Origin of the sequence: Pseudomyxococcus flavus (assembly GCF_050038885.1) — a bacterium.
GTDB classification, from domain to species: Bacteria; Myxococcota; Myxococcia; order Myxococcales; family Myxococcaceae; genus Myxococcus; species Myxococcus flavus.
Map to the genome: position 1 here is coordinate 1,325,894 of NZ_CP143624.1, position 21,775 is coordinate 1,347,668.

The 21,775-nt window shown below is 68.0% G+C and carries 17 protein-coding genes; 9 read left to right on the forward strand and 8 right to left on the reverse strand.

Annotation, left to right across the window (positions count from 1 at the left end):
* The first annotated feature begins 16 nt into the window (after nt 1-16).
* On the forward strand, nt 17-1,210 hold the full coding sequence (locus VZL07_RS05520) for a M48 family metalloprotease (RefSeq protein WP_426754284.1): 1,194 nt from the start codon (nt 17-19) through the stop codon (nt 1,208-1,210).
* A gap of 120 nt (nt 1,211-1,330) precedes the next feature.
* Here VZL07_RS05520 and VZL07_RS05525 read toward each other — a convergent pair whose 3' ends face one another.
* Together VZL07_RS05525 and VZL07_RS05530 are read right to left on the reverse strand one after the other, a co-directional pair.
* Nucleotides 1,331-1,852 carry a tetratricopeptide repeat protein gene (locus VZL07_RS05525; protein ID WP_426754285.1) on the reverse strand — a complete coding sequence of 174 codons (522 nt, stop codon included), beginning with the start codon at nt 1,850-1,852 and terminating at the stop codon, nt 1,331-1,333.
* Nucleotides 1,853-1,858: 6 nt separating this feature from the next.
* Nucleotides 1,859-3,286 carry a hypothetical protein gene (locus tag VZL07_RS05530; RefSeq protein WP_426754286.1) on the reverse strand — a complete coding sequence of 476 codons (1,428 nt, stop codon included), beginning with the start codon at nt 3,284-3,286 and terminating at the stop codon, nt 1,859-1,861.
* Between the two features lie 200 nt (nt 3,287-3,486).
* Here VZL07_RS05530 and ruvX point away from each other — a divergent pair, with 200 nt between their 5' ends.
* Entirely contained in the window at nt 3,487-3,942 is a 456-nt protein-coding gene (ruvX, locus tag VZL07_RS05535) for a Holliday junction resolvase RuvX (RefSeq protein ID WP_426754287.1), read from the forward strand.
* 141 nt (nt 3,943-4,083) lie between these two features.
* Here ruvX and VZL07_RS05540 read toward each other — a convergent pair whose 3' ends face one another.
* Nucleotides 4,084-5,754, reverse strand: a complete 1,671-nt coding sequence (locus tag VZL07_RS05540; RefSeq protein WP_426754288.1) for an ArnT family glycosyltransferase — start codon at nt 5,752-5,754, stop codon at nt 4,084-4,086.
* Nucleotides 5,751-6,671, reverse strand: a complete 921-nt coding sequence (locus tag VZL07_RS05545; RefSeq protein WP_426754289.1) for a hypothetical protein — start codon at nt 6,669-6,671, stop codon at nt 5,751-5,753. The genes VZL07_RS05540 and VZL07_RS05545 overlap by 4 nt, the downstream gene beginning before the upstream one ends.
* Nucleotides 6,672-7,481: 810 nt before the next feature.
* On the opposite strand from VZL07_RS05545, the gene VZL07_RS05550 reads away from it, so the two are divergent.
* From VZL07_RS05550 to VZL07_RS05560, 3 genes are read left to right on the forward strand one after another with little or no spacing between them, the layout of a single operon-like run.
* Nucleotides 7,482-9,545 carry a PrkA family serine protein kinase gene (locus VZL07_RS05550; RefSeq protein ID WP_426754290.1) on the forward strand — a complete coding sequence of 688 codons (2,064 nt, stop codon included), beginning with the start codon at nt 7,482-7,484 and terminating at the stop codon, nt 9,543-9,545.
* A 22-nt stretch (nt 9,546-9,567) separates the two neighbouring features.
* On the forward strand, nt 9,568-10,677 hold the full coding sequence (locus VZL07_RS05555) for a DUF444 family protein (RefSeq protein WP_426754291.1): 1,110 nt from the start codon (nt 9,568-9,570) through the stop codon (nt 10,675-10,677).
* A gap of 36 nt (nt 10,678-10,713) precedes the next feature.
* Nucleotides 10,714-12,207, forward strand: coding sequence for a SpoVR family protein (locus tag VZL07_RS05560; RefSeq protein WP_426754292.1), 1,494 nt, complete (start codon nt 10,714-10,716; stop codon nt 12,205-12,207).
* Between the two features lie 28 nt (nt 12,208-12,235).
* Here VZL07_RS05560 and VZL07_RS05565 read toward each other — a convergent pair whose 3' ends face one another.
* Complete coding sequence (locus VZL07_RS05565; protein ID WP_426754293.1) at nt 12,236-13,222, reverse strand: aldo/keto reductase; 987 nt, start codon at nt 13,220-13,222, stop codon at nt 12,236-12,238.
* Between the two features lie 197 nt (nt 13,223-13,419).
* Between VZL07_RS05565 and VZL07_RS05570 the strand changes: the two genes are divergently transcribed.
* Complete coding sequence (locus tag VZL07_RS05570) at nt 13,420-14,598, forward strand: M23 family metallopeptidase (protein WP_426754294.1); 1,179 nt, start codon at nt 13,420-13,422, stop codon at nt 14,596-14,598.
* Nucleotides 14,599-14,605: 7 nt separating this feature from the next.
* On the opposite strand, the gene VZL07_RS05575 is transcribed toward VZL07_RS05570, so the two are convergent.
* Nucleotides 14,606-15,190: a TIGR02265 family protein gene (locus VZL07_RS05575; RefSeq protein WP_426754295.1), complete on the reverse strand. Its 585-nt coding sequence runs from the start codon at nt 15,188-15,190 to the stop codon at nt 14,606-14,608.
* A 225-nt stretch (nt 15,191-15,415) separates the two neighbouring features.
* Between VZL07_RS05575 and VZL07_RS05580 the strand changes: the two genes are divergently transcribed.
* Together VZL07_RS05580 and VZL07_RS05585 are read left to right on the forward strand one after the other, a co-directional pair.
* A complete protein-coding gene (locus VZL07_RS05580; protein ID WP_426754296.1) occupies nt 15,416-17,926 on the forward strand; it encodes a glycogen/starch/alpha-glucan phosphorylase in 2,511 nt (836 codons plus the stop codon).
* Nucleotides 17,927-17,994: 68 nt separating this feature from the next.
* Nucleotides 17,995-18,123 carry a hypothetical protein gene (locus VZL07_RS05585; RefSeq protein WP_426754297.1) on the forward strand — a complete coding sequence of 43 codons (129 nt, stop codon included), beginning with the start codon at nt 17,995-17,997 and terminating at the stop codon, nt 18,121-18,123.
* 18 nt (nt 18,124-18,141) lie between these two features.
* On the opposite strand, the gene VZL07_RS05590 is transcribed toward VZL07_RS05585, so the two are convergent.
* Entirely contained in the window at nt 18,142-18,420 is a 279-nt protein-coding gene (locus tag VZL07_RS05590; RefSeq protein ID WP_426754298.1) for a hypothetical protein, read from the reverse strand.
* A gap of 216 nt (nt 18,421-18,636) precedes the next feature.
* Here VZL07_RS05590 and VZL07_RS05595 point away from each other — a divergent pair, with 216 nt between their 5' ends.
* Nucleotides 18,637-19,701 carry a hypothetical protein gene (locus VZL07_RS05595; RefSeq protein WP_426754299.1) on the forward strand — a complete coding sequence of 355 codons (1,065 nt, stop codon included), beginning with the start codon at nt 18,637-18,639 and terminating at the stop codon, nt 19,699-19,701.
* 15 nt (nt 19,702-19,716) lie between these two features.
* Here the strand turns inward: VZL07_RS05595 and VZL07_RS05600 are convergent, their stop codons facing one another.
* Nucleotides 19,717-21,669, reverse strand: coding sequence for a M3 family metallopeptidase (locus VZL07_RS05600; RefSeq protein ID WP_426754300.1), 1,953 nt, complete (start codon nt 21,667-21,669; stop codon nt 19,717-19,719).
* Nucleotides 21,670-21,775: the final 106 nt, after the last annotated feature.

The window sequence follows — 21,775 nt, forward strand, 5'->3', positions numbered from 1 at the left end:
CGTAGCCTGGGCCCGCATGGAGCCCCTGTTCACGCCCGAGCAACTGGCGGAGATTCACGCCTTCCACCAGCCCTATTACATCCGGGCCGCGGTGGAGCCCTTCTTCCGCCTGGGCCTGCTCCTGTTGCTGCTGGGCGTGCTCGTCCAGCCCTTCTACCGGCTGGCCACGGCCGCCGCCGCCGGGCTCGAGCGGCGGCTCGGCTTCCTCCGGACCGCGCCCGTCAGCCGCGCCTTCTTCCGCGCCATGGACCGGCTGTGGGGGGAGCCCGGCTGGGGCGCGGCGGTGCTCTTCGCGCTCTTCACGGACCTCTTCGTGACGCTCGTCTACCTCCCGGTGGACGTCTGGTTCAGCTACACGCTCGAGCACCGGCACGGCATGTCCACGCAGACGCCCGGCACCTTCGCCTGGGATTTGCTCAAGGCCCACCTGGTGGCGGCCTTCGCCATCGCCACGCTCGTCATCGGGCTCTTCGGACTGGCGCGCAGACTGAAGCGCTGGTGGCTGGTGCTGGGCGTGCCCGTGGCCCTGCTGCTGCTGGTCTCCGCCGCGCTGGACCCCTACCGGGGCCGCCTCTTCTTCGACCAGAAGCCGCTGCCCGACGGACCCCTGCGCACCCGAATCACGGAGCTGATGGAGCGGGCGGACATCGCCTTCGCCGACGTCATGGTGGAGGAGACGTCCGTGGCCTCCCGCAGGCTCCAGGCCTACTTCGCCGGGCAGGGCCCCACGCGCACCATCGTCCTCAATGACGTCATCCTCCGGGAACTGAAAGAGGACGAAGTCCTGGCCGCGGTGGCCCACGAGGCCGGGCACGTGCTGGAGACGAAGTGGCCCGCGCGCATTGCCTCGTCGCTGGCGCTCGTCGCCCTGCTCTACGCGCTCGACCGGCTGCTGCGACTGTCCGCCTCCCGGGGCTGGTTCGGCACCACCCGCTTCGCGGACATCCGCAACCTGCCCCTGCTCTCCCTGCTCTTCTTCACCGTCATGGTGGTGGGCAAACCCGTCGCGGGCGCCTTCTCCCGGGAACGGGAACGCGAGGCAGACCGATATGCCCTGCAGCTCACCGGTGACGTCGACGCCTTCCGCCGCATGCTGGTGAAGGCCGCGCGCGTCAACAAGATGGACCCCGAGCCCCCCCGCTGGGTCGTCCTCAAGGGCATGAGCCATCCCCCCATTGGCGAGCGGATTGCCTCGCTCCCTCCTCCCTGAAACAGCGGTCGACAGGTGGGCTCCCCCCTCCTCTTCCGTCCACGCCTCTTCCCCGAGCCCACCCGCCGACTGCCTCCACCGGGCCGCTCCCCGACGACCCGGTGGCCCCCCACGTCCTCGCTATGGCTGCGAGCTCTCCTTCAGCTTCTCCACGGCCATCAGCGTGATGGCCTTCACCAGCGCCCGCGCCCGGCGGCCTCCCGCCGTCTCGCCATGCGGATCCGCCTCCACGGCGTTCGCCAGGTCGGTGAAGCCCTGCCGCTCGCTCTTGCGCAGGTACAGCTCGCCACGGTTCGCCAGCGCCACCACGTTGTCGGGCTCGCGCTCGAGTGCGGCGCTGTACTCGGCGATGGCGTCGTCCAGCTTGCCGAGCTTCTGGTACACCGTGCCCAGGGCGGCGCGCGCCGCCGCGTCCTTCGGATTCCCCTCCACCAACCCCTCGAAGAGGATGCGCGCCTCTTCCAGCCGGCCCGCCGCCGCCAGGTCACACCCCACCTGGGCAATGGCCTTGGCCTCCTCGAAGGTCATCCCCTCCACCTCCGCCCACGTCGCGTCTCCACGGGCGAACGCCTTCAGTCCCTGCACCGCACCGCGCTGCATCCGCATGGCCACTGCTCCCTCGTGTTTGATGATGCGTCCCATGACGGCTCAGGCGCTCCGCAGGTTGGAGATGGCCGTCTTCGCCATCTCGTGGAACTTCGAGGACATGTTGCTCATCAGGTCGAACATCGCCTTGCGCTTCTCCACCAGCCGCTGAAGGCGCAGCTCCAGCTCCTGCATGCTGCTCTCCAGCTTCGCGCCCGTCTTCCGGTCCGCCTCGCTGGTCCCCAGGGTCGCCCGCTGGTCACGCACGTTCGCCATCTGCTCCATGACGTCGAGGATCTCCTCGTCCGTGTCACTGGAGATGGACATCAGGATGGCTTGAATCTTGTCCTCGATGCTCATGTTGGGGTTGTCGACAATGCTGCGCACGCTCGTCGAACCGCTGGACGTCCCGCGGCCTCCTCCCGAGCCGCTCGTCGACGGTCCCCCATACGCCCCCTGCGTGGCGTCCGCCTGGCGGAGCGCGGCCGTGACGTCTTGCCTGCCCACGATGCCATCCCGGGAGCCAATTCCCGCCGCGACCTCCAGCCGGTCGAAGTAGATGGGGTGGTCCTTGAGGAACTGCGCCGCGCGCTTCAGCGTCGACGACGCGCTGGGGCTGCTCAGGATGGCGTCGAGGCTGTCCCGGGTGAACCGGTTGTCCTTGGCCCCCACCGCCGTATCGAAGGTGTCCCAGTTCGCGTTCAGCACGCGCAGCGCCTCGTGGTACTCGCGGAAGTCCGGGTCCAGCGGGTTCGAAGCCGACGTCGGCGGGCACTCCGCCACAGGCGTGGAGCCACCGCCGCCAGACGTGCCGCCCGTCCCCGGCGTCGACGTGCCTCCGCTGCTGGGGCGCGAGGGCCGGCCGTACTTCGCGAACTCCGCTTCCACGGCCGACAGCTCGCGCCGCAGGTCCTTCACGGAGAAGGTGTCGAGGTTGTACAGGTGGGAGAAGACGCCGATTCTCGCCAGCGAGCCCTGCCGGTCGAGCCGCTCGAAGAGGGCCGTGTTCTCCACCATGAACCGGGCCGCGTCGCGGAGCTGGGGCGACACGCTGGCGTCCGAGGCGATGCGCTGCAAATCCTTCTTCGACAGCGAGCCGCTCTTCTTGCCGTCCAGCAGGTCCAGTTGCTGGAAGTTCGCCTCCAACACCCTCAGCGCGTCCGCGTAGTCGAGCATCTTCGGGTCCAGCGGACTGCTGCCCGGATTGAGGATGGGCGACGTGGCCCCGGAAGGCGCGTAGCCGTTGTCGCTCTTCGAGCTGCTCGATGACGGCCGGTACTCGGTCTTCGCGGGCGGGTTCTTCGACAGCTCCTGCGTCACGCCCATGGCGCCGCTGGCCGCCAGCATGACGTTGCCCGTTGCGACCCCCGTCGCGGCCTTGATGGAGTTGGTGATGAGCGGCGGCAATCCCAGCGCGTTGCCCGCGAAATCCACCGCGGCCGACATGGGGCCGGCCAGCATGTTGACGGCACCTTTGAGGAAGTCGAGCATGAGCCCTCTCGCGCGACGGGGTTGATGTGGACGCCGCGCTCGTCCTTCGGACAGGGCGATGGAAGTGCAGCGGCGATGCCGGCCCCGGGCCCGGAGCGCATCCAGCGAATTCCGGCAGTTAGCCCGCCGGGCAGCCAGGGCGCGTCCCCGGGCGCGGACGGAGCGGTCCACCGCGAAGGATTGCGGTTAAGTTGCACCGCATGCGCACCATGGGCCTGGACCTGGGCACCAAAACCATCGGCGTGGCCGTATCGGACGGCCTGGGCCTCACCGCCCAGGGCGTCACCACCGTCCGCCGGACGTCACTCAAGGCGGACCTCGCCGCGCTGGCCGCGGTCGCCAGCGAGCATGAGGTGAGCCACGTCGTCCTGGGCCTGCCGCTCAACATGGACGGCAGCGAGGGCCCTCGCGCGGAGGCCTCCCGGAAGTTCGCGGACACGCTCGCCCAGTCGCTCGGAGTGACGGTGGAGCTATGGGACGAACGGCTGTCGACCGTGGCCGCCACGCGGACCCTGCTCGAGGCGGACGTCAGCCGGGCCCGCCGCCGCGAGGTCATCGACCAGGTCGCCGCGCAGTTCATCCTTCAGGGATGGCTGGACGCCCGCCGCCCGCCGGAGTCCGACTACCACCCCGACGACTACGACCCGGAGCCTTGAGCGAAGCCCCGCGCGCCGCAGGAGAGGCACGCGGGACCCCAGGCGCCTGCACCAACAGGGCGAGAACGGGGCCGTGCTCCCAGGCACTCGGCGCAGCCCCCTCCCCACAAGCCGACACGTCCGGCGGATGCCAGTCCGCGACTACGGCTGACGCCGGTACACGTGCAGCGGCGCGGAGAAGCCCTCCAGTTCCTGGTAGGCGACGCCGTCCAGGACCAGCGAGCGCCCCTCCAGCTTCACGCCCGCGTCCTTCGCCAGGGCGCCACCATCGAAGCGGACCAGCACCTCGGGCTGAGCCTCACGCATGCGCTGGCGGAAGGTGTCCCAGCGCACGCGCGCCAGCCGCTCCTCGGGCAGCCCGGAGAAGAAGGCCAGCTGCAGGTCCATGTAGTTCGGGTCGATGTCGAGCGCCGCGGCGCCTCCCTTGGCGGCGACCTCCGACTTCAGGAACTTCGCCACCTGCATCAACGCGACCGGGTTCGTGGAGGTGGGGCTCACCGGCCGCATCGTGTTCTGCAGCGGGCCTTCGGAGCGGAAGGTGTAGAGCCCCATCGCCACCGGTACGGCCACGGCGACCACGGCCGTCACGCCCACCAGGGCCTTGCGCACCGCGGGCCCTCCGCGCGAGCCCACCAGCCAGGCGAAGCCGAAGGCGACGAAGACCGGGACCAAGGCGACCTGCGTCACCGTGAAGCGGCCCAGGGGCACGAAGGTCAGCAGCACCGCCGCCCGGAACGTGAAGTAGGCGGCGGGGACCACCGCCGCGGCCACCAGCCAGCGCGTGTCAGGACGCGCCTTCCAGGCGCGCACCATGCCCGCGATGCCCAGAATCGCCACCAATGGTGACAGCGTGATCACGGCGATGCCCGGCCAGAACACGAGCTGCTGCAGCCGCCAGCCAATGTTCGAGCCCGACCCCAGGGACGACTGCACCCAGTTCCGATGGAAGTCCTCCACCGCCATCACCGGGAAGAACGGGTTGCCGTGAAGCAGCTCGTTGCCTTGCATCCACAACAAGGGGAACGGCAGGCATACCAGCCCGAACCCCACGGCCCGGGTGAGCGCCGCGACCTTGTCCGGGCTGCTGAAGCACAGCGCCAGCGTGAGCAGCGGGATGTACATCCACGCGTCGTAGCGGAGCGCGCACGCCAGGTTGAGCATCAGCGCCGCGAGGAACAACGGCGAGAAGCGGTTCTCGTCCACGCCCTCCGCGTAGAACGCGAAGGTCGCCAGCATGAAGAACAGGGACACCGCCTCGCTGCACGCCGTGGTGGAGAACTGCATGTGCATGCCCCACGCGGCGAAGCTCAGTCCCGCCACGACACCGGCGCGCCAGCCGAAGAGCCTGCGGGTCAGCACGAACAGCGGCACCACCGACAGCACCCCGAACAGCAGGCTCACCACACGGCCCGCGACCTCCCGGTCGAAGACCGACAGCGCCGCGCCCACCAGGTACATGTGCAGCGGCCCGAACTGGTACGCTCCGTCTCCGTAAGCGGTGATGAGGTGCGGCGCCCGGAACCAGCGCTCCGCCAGCTCCGTGCGCACCACCGCGTCACCGAAGAGGTTCTCGTTGACGAAGAACACCGCCAGCCGGGGCACCAGCGTCGCCACCAGCAGCAACCCGACGAGCAGCCGGGTGCTCGGCTCGTTCTGAGGCGCAGGCACCGCCGACAGGCCAGAGGTAATGGGGGGCGATACGGAGAGGGGGGCGGGGGCGGTGGCCATGACGCGCGGCAGGATACGCAGGCACGGCGCAAAGCCAAGCCAACGCCCTCGGTTCCCTTGCCTGGAGAGCGCTCCCGACTTCACCGGGCGCGAACCTGGCCCTCAGTTCCCGTCCAAGGAGCCGCAACCCTCTCCCCGTGACGCGGCGCCAGGGAGCCGCCGCCCGCCAGCGTCACCCGGGTGCGCCGGATGACCTCCAGGCGCCGGGGGCCGTCCGACCCCAGCTCGGTACGGGAGGAGTAGGTGGCCTCCAGCCGCTCCGGGAAGGGCCATCGCAGGTCGAAGCTCAGCTCCCCCTCCACGCGCGGGGCCGGAAGGCCTTCCAGGGCCCGGGAGTGGAGCTGGAACCGAACGCGGCCGCGGTGACCGTGCAGCGCCACCAGCTCATACGCCACGACCACCAACCCTCCAGGGCCGTGGGCGCGAGCCACCGCCCAGCGTGCCCCCCGCCCTATGGGCGCCTCGGGGAACTGTGGCGTCACGAACCAGTCCGAGGACAACACGGCCCGAACCAGCGTCTCCAAGGCCGCCGAGGCTCCTGGCCGCAGTCTCACCCAGGCGTCGACCAGCTGCCCGGTTTCGGAGAGCACGACCTCCCCCGTCCGGCCGCTGACCGCGCCCAGCTCTTCCGCCAGGCGCCAGGCCGGCTCCGCATCCTCCTCATCGACGGCACGCACCTCCGGGCGCCCCACGCCCACGCGGTATCGCGTCTGCCCCCTGCCCGCATTCGCCAGCCAGGCGACGCGCAACGGCACCGATATCTCGGGGCCATACTCCGTCCGCGATTCCTCGCTCGCCCCCGTCCCCAATGCGGTCTCCACCTCGGGCGACACCACCAAGGTCCGGTCCTCTCCCCACTCCGGGCGCTGCGCCAGCCGAAGCACCCTTCGCGGCGACTCCCCAGCATCCAGCAGCGCGGTGGCCACCACGCCGGTCTCCTCGGGTGGTGAGGCATGAGCAAGCGAGCCGAGAAGACAGACGGCGATGAGCAGAACGGGCACCAGGACACTCCAGAGTCGGACAGTCGCTCGGTCCACTGCACATGCCGTGCACAGCATCCCACCTCGGAGGCACGACCAGGCGCCGTCCAGAATGGGAGACGCCGGGTATGAAACACGCCCCATTGCGCGTCGGCGGCGGCGTGCAGCTCGAAACGGACGGCTACGTGCGCATGCGTCCAGACACGGGGCCCCCTGTCACCACGAATTGCCAACATGGCAACCCGCGCCCCGTCAGGTGCCCGACGCCGGACCACCGGAGCACCTGCTCTGCCACGACCTCCCGGTGAATCATGAGACACGGCCGATAAAGACATCGCGGCGGCGTGCGGCAATGCGGCTGGCTGTTCTCCAATGCACGCTCCCCACCGTGCCCTGGCGGTCGCCTCGGCCGCGCACGCCCAGGGCCCGCTCGCCTGCTGTGTGAAGGCGCTTCGCCGACATGTGGAGTGAAAGGACACGCCACCCCACAGCCCTCCGAGCACAGTGGCCGCCGGGCGCCCGGGATATGACCGTTCAGGCGTTCACTACCCCCCGCGCAGCCGGTGTGCGCCTACCCCCGTGGGCGAGGGCCCTTATAATCAAAGTGCCTTTTCACCCCGTGGAGGGGGTGCGCCTTCGGGCGTTCCATCCCTGACACGAGCGTAACGCGCGGTCCCACTCCGCGGCGGGGTCCCGAAGGGGCAGCAGGGCTGTTGTGCCTGGGACCTCGTCGGGGTGGGTGTGGAATGGCAGTCCTGCCCTCCAGGTTGACCATTTTGGCCCCCTGTCGGCGCGGCTCTTCCGCGCCCCGGGTGGCTCCGAGGGAGAGACATGAAGGACGCTGAGAAGGGTTCGTGGGTCTCCAAAATCGCCGCGTTGCAGGACGCGAAGACCTACGCGGAGCTCAACTGGGAAGGCTCGTTCGAGGACTACCTCGAAATCGTCCGGCAGAACCCCAAGGTCACCCGCACCGCCTTCCAGAGGATCTACGACATGATCCTCAGCCACGGGAAGACGGAGTACATCGACAACAAGAAGAAGCTCATCCGCTACCACTTCTTCAGCGACGAGAAGTTCGGCGGCCGTGACGCCATCTTCGGGCTCGACGTCCCGCTGATGAAGCTGGTCAACGTCTTCAAGTCCGCCGCCCAGGGCTACGGCACCGAGAAGCGCGTCATCCTCCTCCACGGCCCGGTGGGCTCGTCCAAGTCCACCATCGCCCGCCTGCTCAAGAAGGGCACCGAGGAGTACTCGAAGACGCCCGAGGGCGCCGCGTACACCTTCTCCTGGCTCATCGACAAGAAGGGCTCCGACGGGAACACCATCAAGGAGAAGATGAAGTGCCCCATGAACGAGGAGCCGCTCAACCTCGTCCCGCGTGAGTGGCGCGCCAAGGTCTACGCCGAGCTGTGCCCGCCCGACAGCGGCTACACCATCCCCGACGGCTCCGAGCTGTGCCCCGCCTGCCGCTTCGTCTTCAAGGACCTGATGACGCAGTACCAGGGCGACTTCGCCAAGGTCATGGACCACGTGCGCGTCAACCGGCTCGTGTTCAGCGAGAAGGACCGCGTGGGCATCGGCACCTTCCAGCCCAAGGACGAGAAGAACCAGGACTCCACCGAGCTCACCGGTGACATCAACTACCGGAAGATCGCCGAGTACGGCTCCGACTCCGACCCGCGCGCCTTCAACTTCGACGGCGAGTTCAACATCGCCAACCGCGGCATCATCGAGTTCGTCGAGGTGCTCAAGCTGGACGTCGCGTTCCTCTACGACCTGCTCGGCGCGTCGCAGGAGCACAAGATCAAGCCGAAGAAGTTCCCCCAGACGGACATCGACGAGGTCATCCTCGGCCACACCAACGAGCCCGAGTACAAGAAGCTCGAGAACAACGAGTTCATGGAGGCGCTCCGGGACCGCACGGTGAAGATCGACGTGCCGTACATCACCAAGCTGTCCGAGGAGGTGAAGATCTACGAGAAGGACTTCAACTCCCGCGCCATCAAGGGCAAGCACATCGCCCCGCATACGCTGGAGATGGCCGCCATGTGGGCCGTCCTCACGCGCCTGGAGGAGCCCAAGAAGCACAACCTGTCGCTGCTCCAGAAGCTCAAGCTCTACAACGGCAAGACGCTCCCGAACTTCACCGAGGACAACATCAAGGAGCTGCGCAAGGAGAGCAACCGCGAGGGCCTGGAGGGCATCTCTCCCCGCTACATCCAGGACAAGATCTCCAACGCGCTGGTGAGCGACAAGGGCGAGGGCTGCATCAACCCCTTCATGGTCCTCAACGAGCTGGAGGCCGGCCTCAAGACGCACTCCCTCATCAACAACGAGGACACCCGCAAGGGGATGAAGGAGCTGCTCACCACGGTGAAGCAGGAGTACGAGGACATCGTCAAGAACGAGGTCCAGCGCGCCATCTCCGCGGACGAGGACGCCATCGCCAAGCTGTGCGGCAACTACATCGACAACATCAAGGCCTACACCCAGAAGGAGAAGGTCAAGAACAAGTACACCGGCCTCTACGAGGAGCCCGATGAGCGGCTGATGCGGTCCATCGAGGAGAAGATCGACATCCCCGAGACGCGCAAGGACGACTTCCGCCGCGAAATCATGAACTACATCGGCGCGCTCGCGGTGGAGGGGAAGACCTTCAACTACCGGACCAACGAGCGGCTCCACAAGTCGCTGGAGCTGAAGCTGTTCGAGGACCAGAAGGACAGCATCAAGCTCAAGAACCTGGTGTCCTCCGTCGTCGACAAGGAGACGCAGGAGAAGATCGACCTGGTGAAGGACCGGATGATGAAGAACTACGGCTACTGCGAGATCTGCTCCACGGACGTGCTGAACTTCGTGGCCAGCATCTTCGCCCGGGGCGACGCGAAGGAGTAACCCCCAGAGAGAGGCGTGCGCCGTGACCTTGAAGATTCACCAAGACCACTCCCGCTTCAAACAGATTGTCCGGGGGAAGATCAAAGCCAACCTGCGCAAGTACGTGCAGAAGGGCGAGATGATCGGGAAGAAGGGGAAGGACGCCATCTCCATCCCCATTCCCTTCATCGACATCCCCCGCTTCAAGTACGGCCACAAGGAGCAGGGCGGCGTCGGCCAGGGTGACGGCGAGGTCGGCCAGCAGCTCGGCCCCGGGGCGGTGGAGCCCGGGGAGGGCAAGCAGGCGGGCCAGGGCGAGGGCGAGCACGCTCTCGAGGTGGACGTCACGCTCGACGAGCTCGCCCAGATTCTGGGTGAGGAGCTGCAGCTGCCCAACATCGAGCGGCGGCAGAACGAGCGCATCATCACCCAGAAGATTCGCTACACCGGCATCAACACCACCGGCCCGGAGTCGCTGCGGCACTTCAAGCGGACCTTCAAGCAGGCCCTGCGGCGGCAGATTGCGTCTGGCACGTATGACCCGGCGCGGCCCGTCATCGTGCCCACGCGCGAGGACCGCCGCTACCGCAGCTACAAGCTCCAGGACCTGCCGGAGACGAACGCGGTCATCATCTACATGATGGACGTGTCCGGCTCCATGGGGGACGAGCAGAAGGAGATCGTCCGCATCGAGAGCTTCTGGCTCGATACGTGGCTGCGCCACCAGTACAAGGGCCTGGAGGCGCGCTACATCATCCACGACGCGGTGGCGCGCGAGGTGGACCGCGACACCTTCTTCCACACCCGCGAGTCCGGCGGGACGATGATCTCCAGCGCCTACAAGCTCTGCCGGGACATCATCCTGTCGGACTACCCGAAGAGCGCCTGGAACATCTACCCGTTCCACTTCAGCGACGGGGACAACTGGAGCGCGGACGACACGCGGCAGTGCATCGAGATGCTGCGCAACGACGTGCTGCCCAACGTCAACCAGTTCGCCTATGGCCAGGTGGAGTCGCCCTACGGCAGCGGCCAGTTCATCAAGGATTTGCGCGAGGCGGTGGGGGACACGCCCAACGTCGCGCTGAGCGAAATCGCGGACAAGGACGCCATCTACGCGTCCATCAAGGACTTCCTCGGCAAGGGCCGCTGAACCTCAGCGTCCCTGTCCCACCGGAGCGACTGCCCGATGCCCAAGAGCCTCACCCCTCGCCTCGCCGCGCTCAGGGACGAAATCCATGGTTACGCCAAGGAGTTCGGCCTGGACTTCTTCGACACCATCTTCGAGATGGTGTCCTACGACGAGATGAACATGGTGGCCGCCTACGGCGGCTTCCCCACCCGCTATCCCCACTGGCGCTGGGGCATGGAGTACGAGCAGCTCGCCAAGGGCTACGAGTACGGGCTGAGCAAGATCTACGAGCTCGTCATCAACAACGACCCCTGCTACGCCTACTTGATGGAGAGCAACCCGGAGGTGGACCAGAAGCTGGTCATGGCCCACGTCTACGGACACTGCGACTTCTTCAAGAACAACTTCTCCTTCCGGCACACCAACCGCCGGATGATTGACGAGATGGCCAACCACGCCACGCGGGTGCGGCGCTGGGTGGACAAGATTGGCGTGGAGAAGGTCGAGGACTTCATCGACCGGACGCTGAGCCTGGAGAACCTCATCGACCAGCACGCGCCGCACATCCGGCGCAACCCGGACCCGAAGAAGGCCGAGGACGAGCTCAAGGCCAACGAGCGCGTGGAGGGCTTCAAGGTGGACCGCGAGTACATGCGCGGCTACATCAACCCGTCCGAGTTCCTCGACTCCCAGCGCAAGAAGGTGGAGGACGAGAAGCAGCGCGCCAAGAAGTTCCCCGAGCGCCCGCAGCGCGACGTGCTGCTCTTCCTGCTGGAGGAGGCGCCGCTGGAGCCGTGGGAGGCGGACATCCTCGCCATCCTCCGCGACGAGGCCTACTACTTCGCGCCCCAGGGCCAGACGAAGATCATGAACGAGGGGTGGGCCAGCTACTGGCACTCCACCATCATGACGCGGCGGGCCCTCAAGGACGACGAGATCATCGACTACGCGGACCACCACTCCGGCACCATGGGGACGCGCCCTGGCGCCATCAACCCGTACAAGCTGGGCATCGAGCTGTGGCGGGACATCGAGGAGCGCTGGAACAAGGGCCGCTTCGGCAAGGAGTGGGACGAGTGCGACGATCTGCGCGCGCGCCGCTCGTGGGACAAGAAGCTGGGCGCCGGCCGCGAGAAGATCTTCGAGGTCCGCAAGCACTACAACGACATCACCTTCATCGACACGTTCCTGACGCCCGAGTTCGCGATGGAGCAGAAGCTCTTCGTGTACGGCTTCAACGACAAGCGCAACTCGTGGGAGATCCTCGACCGCGAGTTCAAGAAGGTGAAGAACAAGCTCCTCCAGGGGCTCACCAACTTCGGCCAGCCCATCATCGAGGTGGTGGACGGCAACTTCGAGAACCGCAGCGAGCTGCTCCTGGCGCACCGGCACGACGGCCAGGACCTCAAGGGCGACTACGCGCGCGAGACGCTGCGCAACCTCCAGTCGCTCTGGCGGCGCCCCGTCAACATCCTCACCCGGTACGACAACAAGGGCACCATGCTGCGCTTCGACGGGCAGAGCCACTCGGAGCGGAAGGTGGAGCTCTGAGCGGCTCCGCCCTGCCTGGGCCGGTGCGTCAGAGGTTCAACGTCTGCATCGACTGCTCGGGGTAGCGCAGGCCCGCGGCCACGCCCACGGGTGAGGCCTCATCGATGCGCCGGAGGTCCTCCGGCGTCAGCGTCACCTTCAGCGCGCCGAAGTTCTCCTCCAGGTAGCGCACGTGCTTCGTGCCCGGAATGGGCACGATGTCCTTCCCCTGGTGGAGCACCCAGGCCAGCGCCAGCTGCGAGGCCGTCACGCCCTTGGCGCGCGCCAGCTCCTGGATGCGCTCCACCAGCTGGAGGTTGCGCTGGAAGTTCTCTCCCTGGAAGCGGGGGGAGTCGCGCCGGAAGTCGCCCTCCGGCAGGTCCTCGAAGCGGCGGAAGCGCCCGGTGAGGAAGCCGCGCCCCAGCGGGCTGTATGCCACGAAGCCGATGCCCAGCTCGCGCAAGGTGGGGAGCAGCGTGTCCTCCGGGTCCCTGCTCCACAGCGAGTACTCCGTCTGGAGCGCGCTGATGGGGTGGACCTTGTGCGCGCGGCGGATGGTGGCCGGCGCGGCCTCGGAGAGCCCGAGGTAGCGGACCTTGCCCTCCCGCACCAGCTCGGCCATGGCCCCCACCGTCTCCTCGATGGGGACCTTCGGGTCCACCCGGTGCTGGTAGTACAGGTCGATGTAGTCCGTGCCCAGCCGCTGGAGCGAGCCCTCACACGCGGCGCGCACGTACTCCGGCCGCCCGTTGATGCCCACCCAGCTTCCGTCGGGGCGCCGCTCGTTGCCGAACTTGGTGGCCAGAATCACGTCCTCGCGCCGCCCGGCCAGCACCTTGGCCAGGAGCAGCTCGTTGGTGAAGGGGCCATACATGTCCGCGGTGTCCAGGAGGCAGATGCCCAGCTCCAGGGCCCGCTTCAGGGTGGCGAGCGCTTCCTGCTCGTTCGCCTGGCCATAGAACTCGCTCATGCCCATGCAGCCCAGGCCCATCGCCGGCACTTCGAGCCCCTGCGTGCCCAGCTTGCGCTTCTCCATGTGCTCCTCCTCGCGTGCATGGCGGGCCCCGGTGAGGCCCGGCCATCCCGCAAGGTGGACAGCGCCCACCCCGGTCGCAGCGTGACGGGCCCGGGCGCTCGGTGGCGGCCTTGAGCAGCCAGGCAGGCGAGCCTGGAATTTTCCGAGCCGTCCGCTGGGCGAGCGCCGGGGTGTCCACTAGACTCGGCGGCCTCCCCATGCGAATCGCCCCCCTGCTCTGCCTGGCCACCGCGCTGCTGGCCTCGACGTCCGAGGCCGCCGTCCGCTACGTCATCAAGAACCGCCGCATCGAGCCGCGCCAGACTCTGGCGCAGGCGCTGCACGACGCGCAGCTCCCGGACGCGCAGGTGGCCGCGGTCATCTCCGCGCTGGAGGGCGTGTTCGACTTCCGCAAGTCGCGCGTGGGCGACCAGCTGCGGCTCGTCATGCGCGACGGGGAGCTGGACTTCTTCGACTACCGCCAGAGCATGGTGGACGAGTGGCAGGTGCGCCGCGACGGCGAGAAGTACGTGGGCAGCAAGCGCGCCATCGAGGTGGAGAAGCAGGTCGCCGTCGTGTCGCTGGAAATCGAGTCGTCGCTGTACGAGGCCGCGGTGGCGGCGGGTGAGGACCCGGCCATCGGCATGGTGCTGGCGGACGTGTTCGCCTGGGACATCGACTTCTACCGGGACGTGCGCAAGGGCGACACGGCGCGCGCGCTGGTGGAGAAGTTCGTCTCCAAGGGCCGCCTCCTGCGCTACGGCGACGTGCTGGCGGCGACGTACGCGGGCGGCCTCGTGGGCGACAAGAAGGTGTTCCGCTACGTGCTCCCCGACGGGCAGCCCAACTACTTCAACGAGGAGGGCGCCAGCGCGAAGAAGACCTTCCTCAAGTCCCCGCTGAAGTACGCCCACGTCACCAGCCGCTTCGGCTCGCGCTTCCACCCCGTGCTCAAGTACCTCAAGGCCCACAACGGCGTGGACTACGGCACCCCCATTGGCACGCCCGTGTGGGCGGTGGCGGACGGCACGGTGACGCAGGCGGGCTACGCGGGCGCCGCGGGCAACATGGTGGTCATCCGCCACGCCAACGGCTTCGAGACGCAGTACATGCACCTGTCGCGCTTCGGCGAGGGCATCCGCGCGGGCGTGCGCGTGCGGCAGAAGCAGGTCATCGCCTACTCCGGCAACACCGGCCGCTCCACCGGGCCGCACCTGCACTACGGCCTCAAGCGCCACGGCCGGTACACCAACCCGCTCAACCAGCAGTTCCCCCGCGCGGACCCGCTGCCCAAGGAGCTGCTGCCGGACTTCCTCGCCAAGGCGCAGGAGCTGACGGGGCAGATGGAGGCCGTGTCCGTGGCCGCCGTCGCCGGCCAGGCCACGGCCAGGCCGTGACGCCGTCCTAGTCCCAGGTGATGACGTAGTCGGCGCCCGTCACGCCGCGAGGGGTGCCCACCACCCGGCTCTTGCAGCCGATGACGCTCAGGGCCTCCTGCAGGACGCCCTCGTGGTACTGCACCGGCTGCATGTCGCCGTGGAAGGCCAGGCGCACCTGCTTGTCTCCCAGCACGGCGTATTCGCGCCGGCCGTAGCTCACCAGCGTCGAGTAGGCGGTGGGCGCATGGGTGAGGAGGCGCTTGGGGTCTCCCTTGCCGATGAGCCGGTTGAGCGTCTGCCCCACCGTGGACTGGAAGAAGTGCGTGACGGCCGCGGCGCCGCAGGCGCGCACCGCGTCCTCCATGGAGCCATAGACGGGCGTGAGCGCCTCGGACGTGGCGTACAGCAGGCGCAGCGCATCCACGGCCGGGTACGAGAAGAAGTCCACCGGGGAGCGCTTGAAGAAGGGCTCGCGCAACCGCGTGGCCGCCTCCGCGCCGAGCTTCTTCTCCGTCAGGTTGAACACCGCGTTGAAGACGAGCCCGCGCACCGTGTCTTCAGGCCGGATGACGGCCAATCGTTGTTCGAGGTCGCTCTGCGCAAAACCCATGGCGGATTGACTTCTACATCAATCCGACTTCGGGTTGGCGCGGCATCCATCGGATGGCAGTCCGCAGCCCTTTCAGGTGAGCTGTCCCGGAGGTCGGGAGCGCGCTTTCCCGGTGCGGCGTGAGACACGGCTGCGCTAGCCTGACGCACCTTCGCGTACCCGGGAAACCCCGGTGCCCGCGAAACCATGAACCCGCAGCACCTACGTCCCGAGATACCCAGCGACATGGCCCCTCCTGCCTCCGCCTCCCAGCAGCCCCGCCCCGCCCAGCCGGCCGCCACGACCGACGACAGCGGCCGCGCCGGGCACGACGCGGCCAGCCTGCGCCGTTCCTTCCTCGACCACGTCCGCTATTCGCGCGGGAAGAACTACGAGTCCTCCACCCCACATGACCGCTTCATGGCGCTGTCGCTCGCGGTGAGGGACAGGCTGGCGGACCGGTGGGTGAAGACGTCGCGCACGTACTACGAGAAAGACGTCAAGCGCGCCTACTACCTGTCGGCTGAGTACCTGCTGGGCCGGGCCCTGGGCAACAACCTGCTGAACCTGGGGATGTACGAAGCGGCCGCGGAGTCCATGCAGGAGGTGGGGGTGGACCTCACCAACCTGCTGGAGATGGAGCCGGACGCGGGCCTGGGCAACGGCGGCCTGGGCCGCCTGGCCGCGTGTTTCATGGAGTCGCTGGCCACGCTGGCCTACCCCGGCATGGGCTACGGCATCCGCTACGAGTTCGGCATCTTCACGCAGGACATCGTCGACGGGTACCAGGTGGAGCGCGCCGACGAGTGGCTGAAGTTCGGCAACCCGTGGGAAATCGTCCGGCCGGAGAAGGCGGTGCCGGTGCGCTTCTTCGGGCGCGTGGAGCACCACCAGGGGCCGGATGGCCGGCCGGTGGCGCGCTGGGTGGGCGGCAAGACGGTGATTGGCGTGCCGTACGACACGCCCATCGCCGGCTACCACAACAACACCGTCAACACGCTGCGGCTGTGGCAGGCGCGCGCCTCCGAGGAGTTCGACCTGCTGCTGTTCAACGCGGGCGACTACGAGCGCTCGGTGGTGGAGAAGAACGACTCGGAGGTCATCTCCAAGGTCCTCTACCCCAACGACGCCTTCCAGGCCGGCAAGGAGCTGCGGCTCAAGCAGCAGTACTTCTTCGTCGCCTGCTCCATCGCGGACATCGTCCGGCGCTACCTGAAGAACCACACGGACTTCCGGGACTTCTCGCGCAAGGCGGCCATCCAGCTCAACGACACGCACCCCGCCATTGGCGTGGCGGAGCTGATGCGCGTGCTGGTGGACGAGAAGCGCCTGCTCTGGGACGAGGCGTGGACGATTACCCAGGAGACGTTCGGCTACACCAACCACACGCTGCTGGCCGAGGCGATGGAGAAGTGGCCGGCGACGCTCTTCGAGCGCCTGCTGCCCCGCCACCTGGAGATCATCTACGAAATCAACTCGCGCTTCCTGCGGCAGGTGCAGATTCGCTACCCCTACGACCAGGAGAAGATGCGGCGGATGAGCCTGGTGGAGGAAGGGGCCGAGAAGAAGATTCGCATGGCCCACCTCGCCGTCGTGGGCAGCCACAGCGTCAACGGCGTGGCCGCGCTGCACACGGACCTGCTGCGCCGGGACGTGCTGACGGACTTCGCGTCCATGAACCCGGAGCGGTTCAACAACAAGACGAACGGCGTGACGCCGCGCCGCTGGCTGGCGTGGTGCAACCCCCGCCTGTCCAAGCTGATTACATCCCGCATCGGCGACGGCTGGGTCACCGACCTGGACCAGCTCACCCGGCTGGAGCCGCACGCGGACGACCCGGAGTTCCGCAAGGCCTTCCGCGAGGTGAAGCGCGCCAACAAGGAGGACCTGGCGCGGCACATCCGCGACCTGCGCTGGGTGCAGCTCAATCCGGACGCCATCTTCGACGTGCAGATCAAGCGCCTGCACGAGTACAAGCGCCAGCTCCTCAACGCGCTGCACATCGTCGCGCTGTGGATGAAGGCGCGCCGGGACCCGTCCACCATCATCCACCCGCGGGCGTTCATCTTCGGCGCCAAGGCAGCGCCGGGCTACCACCTGGCGAAGCTGACCATCCGGCTCATCAACGGCATCGCCGAGGTGGTGAACAGCGACGCGGGCACCACGGGCCTGCAGGTGGTCTTCGCGCCCAACTACCGGGTGAGCCTGGCCGAGCGCATCATCCCCGCCGCCGACGTGTCCGAGCAGATTTCCACCGCGGGCATGGAGGCGTCCGGCACCGGCAACATGAAGCTGATGCTCAACGGCGCGCTGACGCTGGGCACGCTGGACGGCGCCAACGTGGAGATTCGCGACGCGGTGGGTGATGAGAACTTCTTCCTCTTCGGCCTCACGGCGGACGAGGTGATTGCCCGCAAGCGCGAGGGCTACCGGCCGCGCGACGTGTACAACCAGAACCAGGAGCTGCGCGAGGCGCTGGACCTCATCTCCACCGGCTTCTTCTCGCCCGAGGACAAGCACCTCTTCAAGCCGCTGGTGGACAGCCTCCTGGAGGAAGACCGCTACCTCATGCTGGCAGACTTCCCGTCGTACATGGCGAAGCAGGAGGACGTCGCGCACGCCTACAAGGACGCGGACGCCTGGTCGCGCAAGTGCATCATCAACGTGGCGCGCGGCGGCATCTTCTCCTCGGACCGGACCATCAAGCAGTACGCCGAGGAAATCTGGCGCATCCAGCAGACGCCCGTGGAGCTGTGAGCACCGGGCCCGCAACCCCTCCCCTCCCGGCCGGTGACGCGGCCGGCCGGAAGGCATTGGATGAGAGGGTGCGGGCCTTCACCGACGCGGTGATGACGAACTTCACGCCGGGCGCGCTGTACGAGACGTACGACGGGAAGCTGCGCCGGGGCCTCGCCGCAGGTGCGTCAGGCCTACGCGGCGCGGTTTCGCGGTGACTTCGGGCGCAGCCGGGCTCAGTGGCTCCAGCAGGCGCCGTAGGCCGTGCGCCCGCAGACGCGGTTGGCCTCGCTCTGGCACTGGCCGTAGGCAACGTTGTAGAGGTAGGTCCAGTCGGACGTGCTGGTACACTTGAAGGTACACACGGCGCCCGGCTCATAGCCCTCACAGATGGCCTGCTCCGCCGTGGTCAGCGTCGAGCCGTCGGCATCGACCTCCTCCAGCTCCGGCCCTCCGCACGCGCTGACAAGGAACCCGAGCGAAATGCTGGCAACCAAGGTCATCGCCTTCTTCATGAGTGAGTCCCCTTTTTGAATGCCAGACATCAGGCCTGGCCCGAAGGGCTATACCCTGACTTAAAATTGAATAGTCAGGATTAACCTCAAAAGCCAAATGCCTTACAGATTTGCCTTCCGTCTGCGTTGTCCGGGAGACATCCGTGGCATCCAGCGCCGGTCAGAGACCTGGGGGCCTCTTGGCACGGGGCGCGCCACGTCCGAGGACCCGGCGACATGCGACGACAAGCGAAGCAGGTGCTGCTGGGGACGAGCGCCGCCGTGCTGGCCCTGTCCGTGGGATGGCGCCTCATTCCCCTGGGACAGACGTCCGACGCGGCTCCCGCGCCCCCGCGCGCTGGTACCGGTCGCCCGCTGAGGGCCCCACAAGCGCACCCGCCACCCGGGGCCGGAGCCGCCGCCCCCTCCGCCGCACCCGTGCCGGAGCCCCTGGACGTGGAGCTGGAGGTGTTGCGCCTCGCCCTGCTCGAGCGCTTCGGCTCGCGTCTGCACGAGCCCTCCGTCCAGCTCCGGATGCTGGAGCAGCTCATGCGGTACTTCCAGACGCGCTCGCCGGACCGGTGGCGAGAGGAACTCCAGACATTCCTCCGTCAGGCCTTTCCCAGTCAGTATGAAGCGCTGGCCGCCCTGCTGCGCGACCGCCTGGATTACGAAAAGTGGGTGAAGGACAACGACGCGTACCTGCGAGCGCTGGACCCGAAGCAGCGCCGTGCCGCTGTCTGGGATGCGCGCAACCGCCTCTTCGGAAAGGAGACGGCGCAGCGCCTCTGGGCCTCCGAGCTGAAACACCAGGCCCTGGTGGATGCGCTCCAGGTGATTGATTCGAGGCAGGACCTGCCTCTCTCGGAGAAGCTGTCGGCCTACAAGGCGCGCCTGCGTGAGGTCTACGGGGACGAGGCACCCGCATACCTCGCCCGGCATCCACAGGAGACGATGAACCGCTTCCTGGCACTTCCCTCCGTCCAGCGAGAGCTGACAGACATGACGCCGGCCGAGAGGGCCCGCAGCCTGTGGGCCGTGCGCCGGGAGATGGGACTCGACGACGAAGCGCTACGGCGCTGGGACGCGCTCGACCAGACGCGGGATGCCCGCTGGGAGGCGGGCCTCCAGTACATGGCGGAGCGCGCGACGCTGGCACGGACGCTTTCCGGCGACGCGCTGGAAGCCCGGCTGCGGGAGGTGCGCGCCCGCTACTTCGGCGCCGAGGCGGACGTCATCGCCCAGGAGGAGGCCAGCGGCCTGTTCCGCTTCACGCGCCCCCGGCAGTGGGGGCGCAACTGAAGCGCGGGCCGAAAGTCACGCCGCCTGGTTGAGCCACTCCTCGTAGGCGCGGAAGTCGTAGTCCCGCCCGAGGAAGGCGTTCACCAGCCGTGCCGCATCGTCCGAGCCGCCCGGCTCCAGCACCGCGCGCCGGTACGCCTGGGCGGGCTCCGGGGACAGCAGCCCCTTCTGCTGGAACACGGTGAACAGGTCCTTCGCGATGACCAACGACCACATGTACGTGTAGTAGTTGGACGAGTACCCGTCGAGGTGTCCGAAGGAGAGGTGGAAGTAGGTGCCCTCCACGTAGGGGAAGGGCGTGAACTTCCCCTGCAGCTCGCGCACGAGCGACACGGCGTCCACGCTGTCCGGCTTGCGGCGATAGAGCTCCAGGCTGAGGGCCGCGTAGAACATCTGCTGGCGCACCCACACGCCCTTGCCGAACTCCTCCGCGCGCCGCATGCGCTCCACCATCTCCGCGGGGATGGGCTCGTTCGTCTGGTAGTGCCGGGCGAACGTCTGGAGGCTGGCGGTGTCGCGCGCCCACTCCTCCAGCATCTGCGACGGGGCCTCCACGAAGTCCCACTCCGTGCGAACACCCGACACGCCCGCCCAGCGCGTGTGGCCGCCGAAGATGTGGTGCAAAAGGTGGCCGAACTCGTGGAAGAAGGTCTCCACGTCACTGTGCTGGAGCAGCGCCGGCTCCTTGCCCGGACGGGGGAAGTTGCAGACGAGCACCCCCTCCGGCAGCCGCCGGCCCGACTTCCCGCTGGTGAGCGTGAACTGGGCCGCGTGCTTGTACTTGTCCTCGCGCGGGTGCATGTCCAGGTAGAAGCGGCCGCGCAGCGCGGTGCCCTCGAAGACGTCGTAGGCCTCCACGTCCGGGTGCCACACCGGTGCGTCCACGACGCGGCGGTAGGTGACGCCGAACAGGCGCGCCGTCAGGTCGAGCACGCCCTGCTTCACGCGCGTGTACTCGTAGTAGGGCCGCACCGCCTGCGAGTCGAAGGCGTACTGCTCCGCCTTCACGCGGTCCTCCAGGTACGCCTGGTCCCAGGGATTGACGCGCTCGGCGCCGGGCTCGTCGCGGCGCTTGCGCTCCAGCAGCACGGCGTAGTCGCGCTCCATGCGCGCGCCGGACGCGGCGGCAATCTTCTCGATGAAGTCCGCGGCGGCCCGCTCGTCGCGAATCATCTTGTCCTCGGTCGCGTAGGCCGCCCAGTTGCGGTAGCCCAGCAGCACCGCCAGCTCGTTGCGACGGGACACCATGCGCTGGAGCACGTCCGCGTTGGCGGGGTGGCCGCGTTGGCGGAAGGTGCGCCACATCTGCTCGCGCGCCTTGGCATCCCGCGAGTACGTCATGAACGGGACGATGTCCGGGTAGTCCGTGGTGATGCGCACCTTCCCGTCCGCCCCCGGCGGGTGGGCCCGCACGTAGTCGTCCGGCAGGCCCTCCAGCGCAGAGGGCGGCAGCGCCTCCGTGCGCGTGTCCTGGCGGATGTTGCGGCTGAACTCCTGGCCGATGCGGACCAACTCCTCCTGCAGCGCCTTCACGCGGGCGCGCGTGGCATCATCCCGGTCCACGCCGGCGCGGCGGAACTCGCGCAGCACCTTCTCCATCCACTTGCGCGTGGCGGCGTCCTCGCCGGACAGGTCCAGCGCCGCGAGCACGTCATAGACACCCCGGTCCATGCGGATGTCATTGCTGAGCGTCTCCAGGGCCTGCTCGGCGGACTCGGCGGCTTCGCGCATGGCGGCGTCCGGGTGCGCGTGGCGGGCCACGCTGGCCCGGGCGCCCGCGTCATCGAGCGCGGCCATGGCCTCATCATAGAGCTCCAGCACCTCGCGCGTGACGAAGGGAGGACGGAGGGCCTTGAGGCGGGTGATTCCCTCGCGGGCGGCGGCCATGGCCTCCTCGGCGGCGCGCGTGAATTCGGCCGGAGGGCAGGTGACGAGGCGGGCGGCGTCGGGGACTTGGCTCTCTGACACAGTCAGCTCCTGGACGTGATGACGGCGGGATTCCGGCCGCAAAGGTAATGCGCCGTCCGCCCGGGAGCAGCAGGGATTGGCGGAGGAAAAACAGAGGCCGCCCGGC

Coding starts and splice junctions, on each gene's coding strand:
- VZL07_RS05520 (WP_426754284.1), top strand. CDS start 17: ATGGAGCCCCTGTTCACGCCCGAGCAACTGGCGGAGATTCACGCCTTC.
- VZL07_RS05525 (WP_426754285.1), bottom strand. CDS start 1,852: ATGGGACGCATCATCAAACACGAGGGAGCAGTGGCCATGCGGATGCAG.
- VZL07_RS05530 (WP_426754286.1), bottom strand. CDS start 3,286: ATGCTCGACTTCCTCAAAGGTGCCGTCAACATGCTGGCCGGCCCCATG.
- ruvX (WP_426754287.1), top strand. CDS start 3,487: ATGCGCACCATGGGCCTGGACCTGGGCACCAAAACCATCGGCGTGGCC.
- VZL07_RS05550 (WP_426754290.1), top strand. CDS start 7,482: ATGAAGGACGCTGAGAAGGGTTCGTGGGTCTCCAAAATCGCCGCGTTG.
- VZL07_RS05560 (WP_426754292.1), top strand. CDS start 10,714: ATGCCCAAGAGCCTCACCCCTCGCCTCGCCGCGCTCAGGGACGAAATC.
- VZL07_RS05565 (WP_426754293.1), bottom strand. CDS start 13,222: ATGGAGAAGCGCAAGCTGGGCACGCAGGGGCTCGAAGTGCCGGCGATG.
- VZL07_RS05570 (WP_426754294.1), top strand. CDS start 13,420: ATGCGAATCGCCCCCCTGCTCTGCCTGGCCACCGCGCTGCTGGCCTCG.
- VZL07_RS05575 (WP_426754295.1), bottom strand. CDS start 15,190: ATGGGTTTTGCGCAGAGCGACCTCGAACAACGATTGGCCGTCATCCGG.
- VZL07_RS05580 (WP_426754296.1), top strand. CDS start 15,416: ATGGCCCCTCCTGCCTCCGCCTCCCAGCAGCCCCGCCCCGCCCAGCCG.
- VZL07_RS05590 (WP_426754298.1), bottom strand. CDS start 18,420: ATGAAGAAGGCGATGACCTTGGTTGCCAGCATTTCGCTCGGGTTCCTT.
- VZL07_RS05595 (WP_426754299.1), top strand. CDS start 18,637: ATGCGACGACAAGCGAAGCAGGTGCTGCTGGGGACGAGCGCCGCCGTG.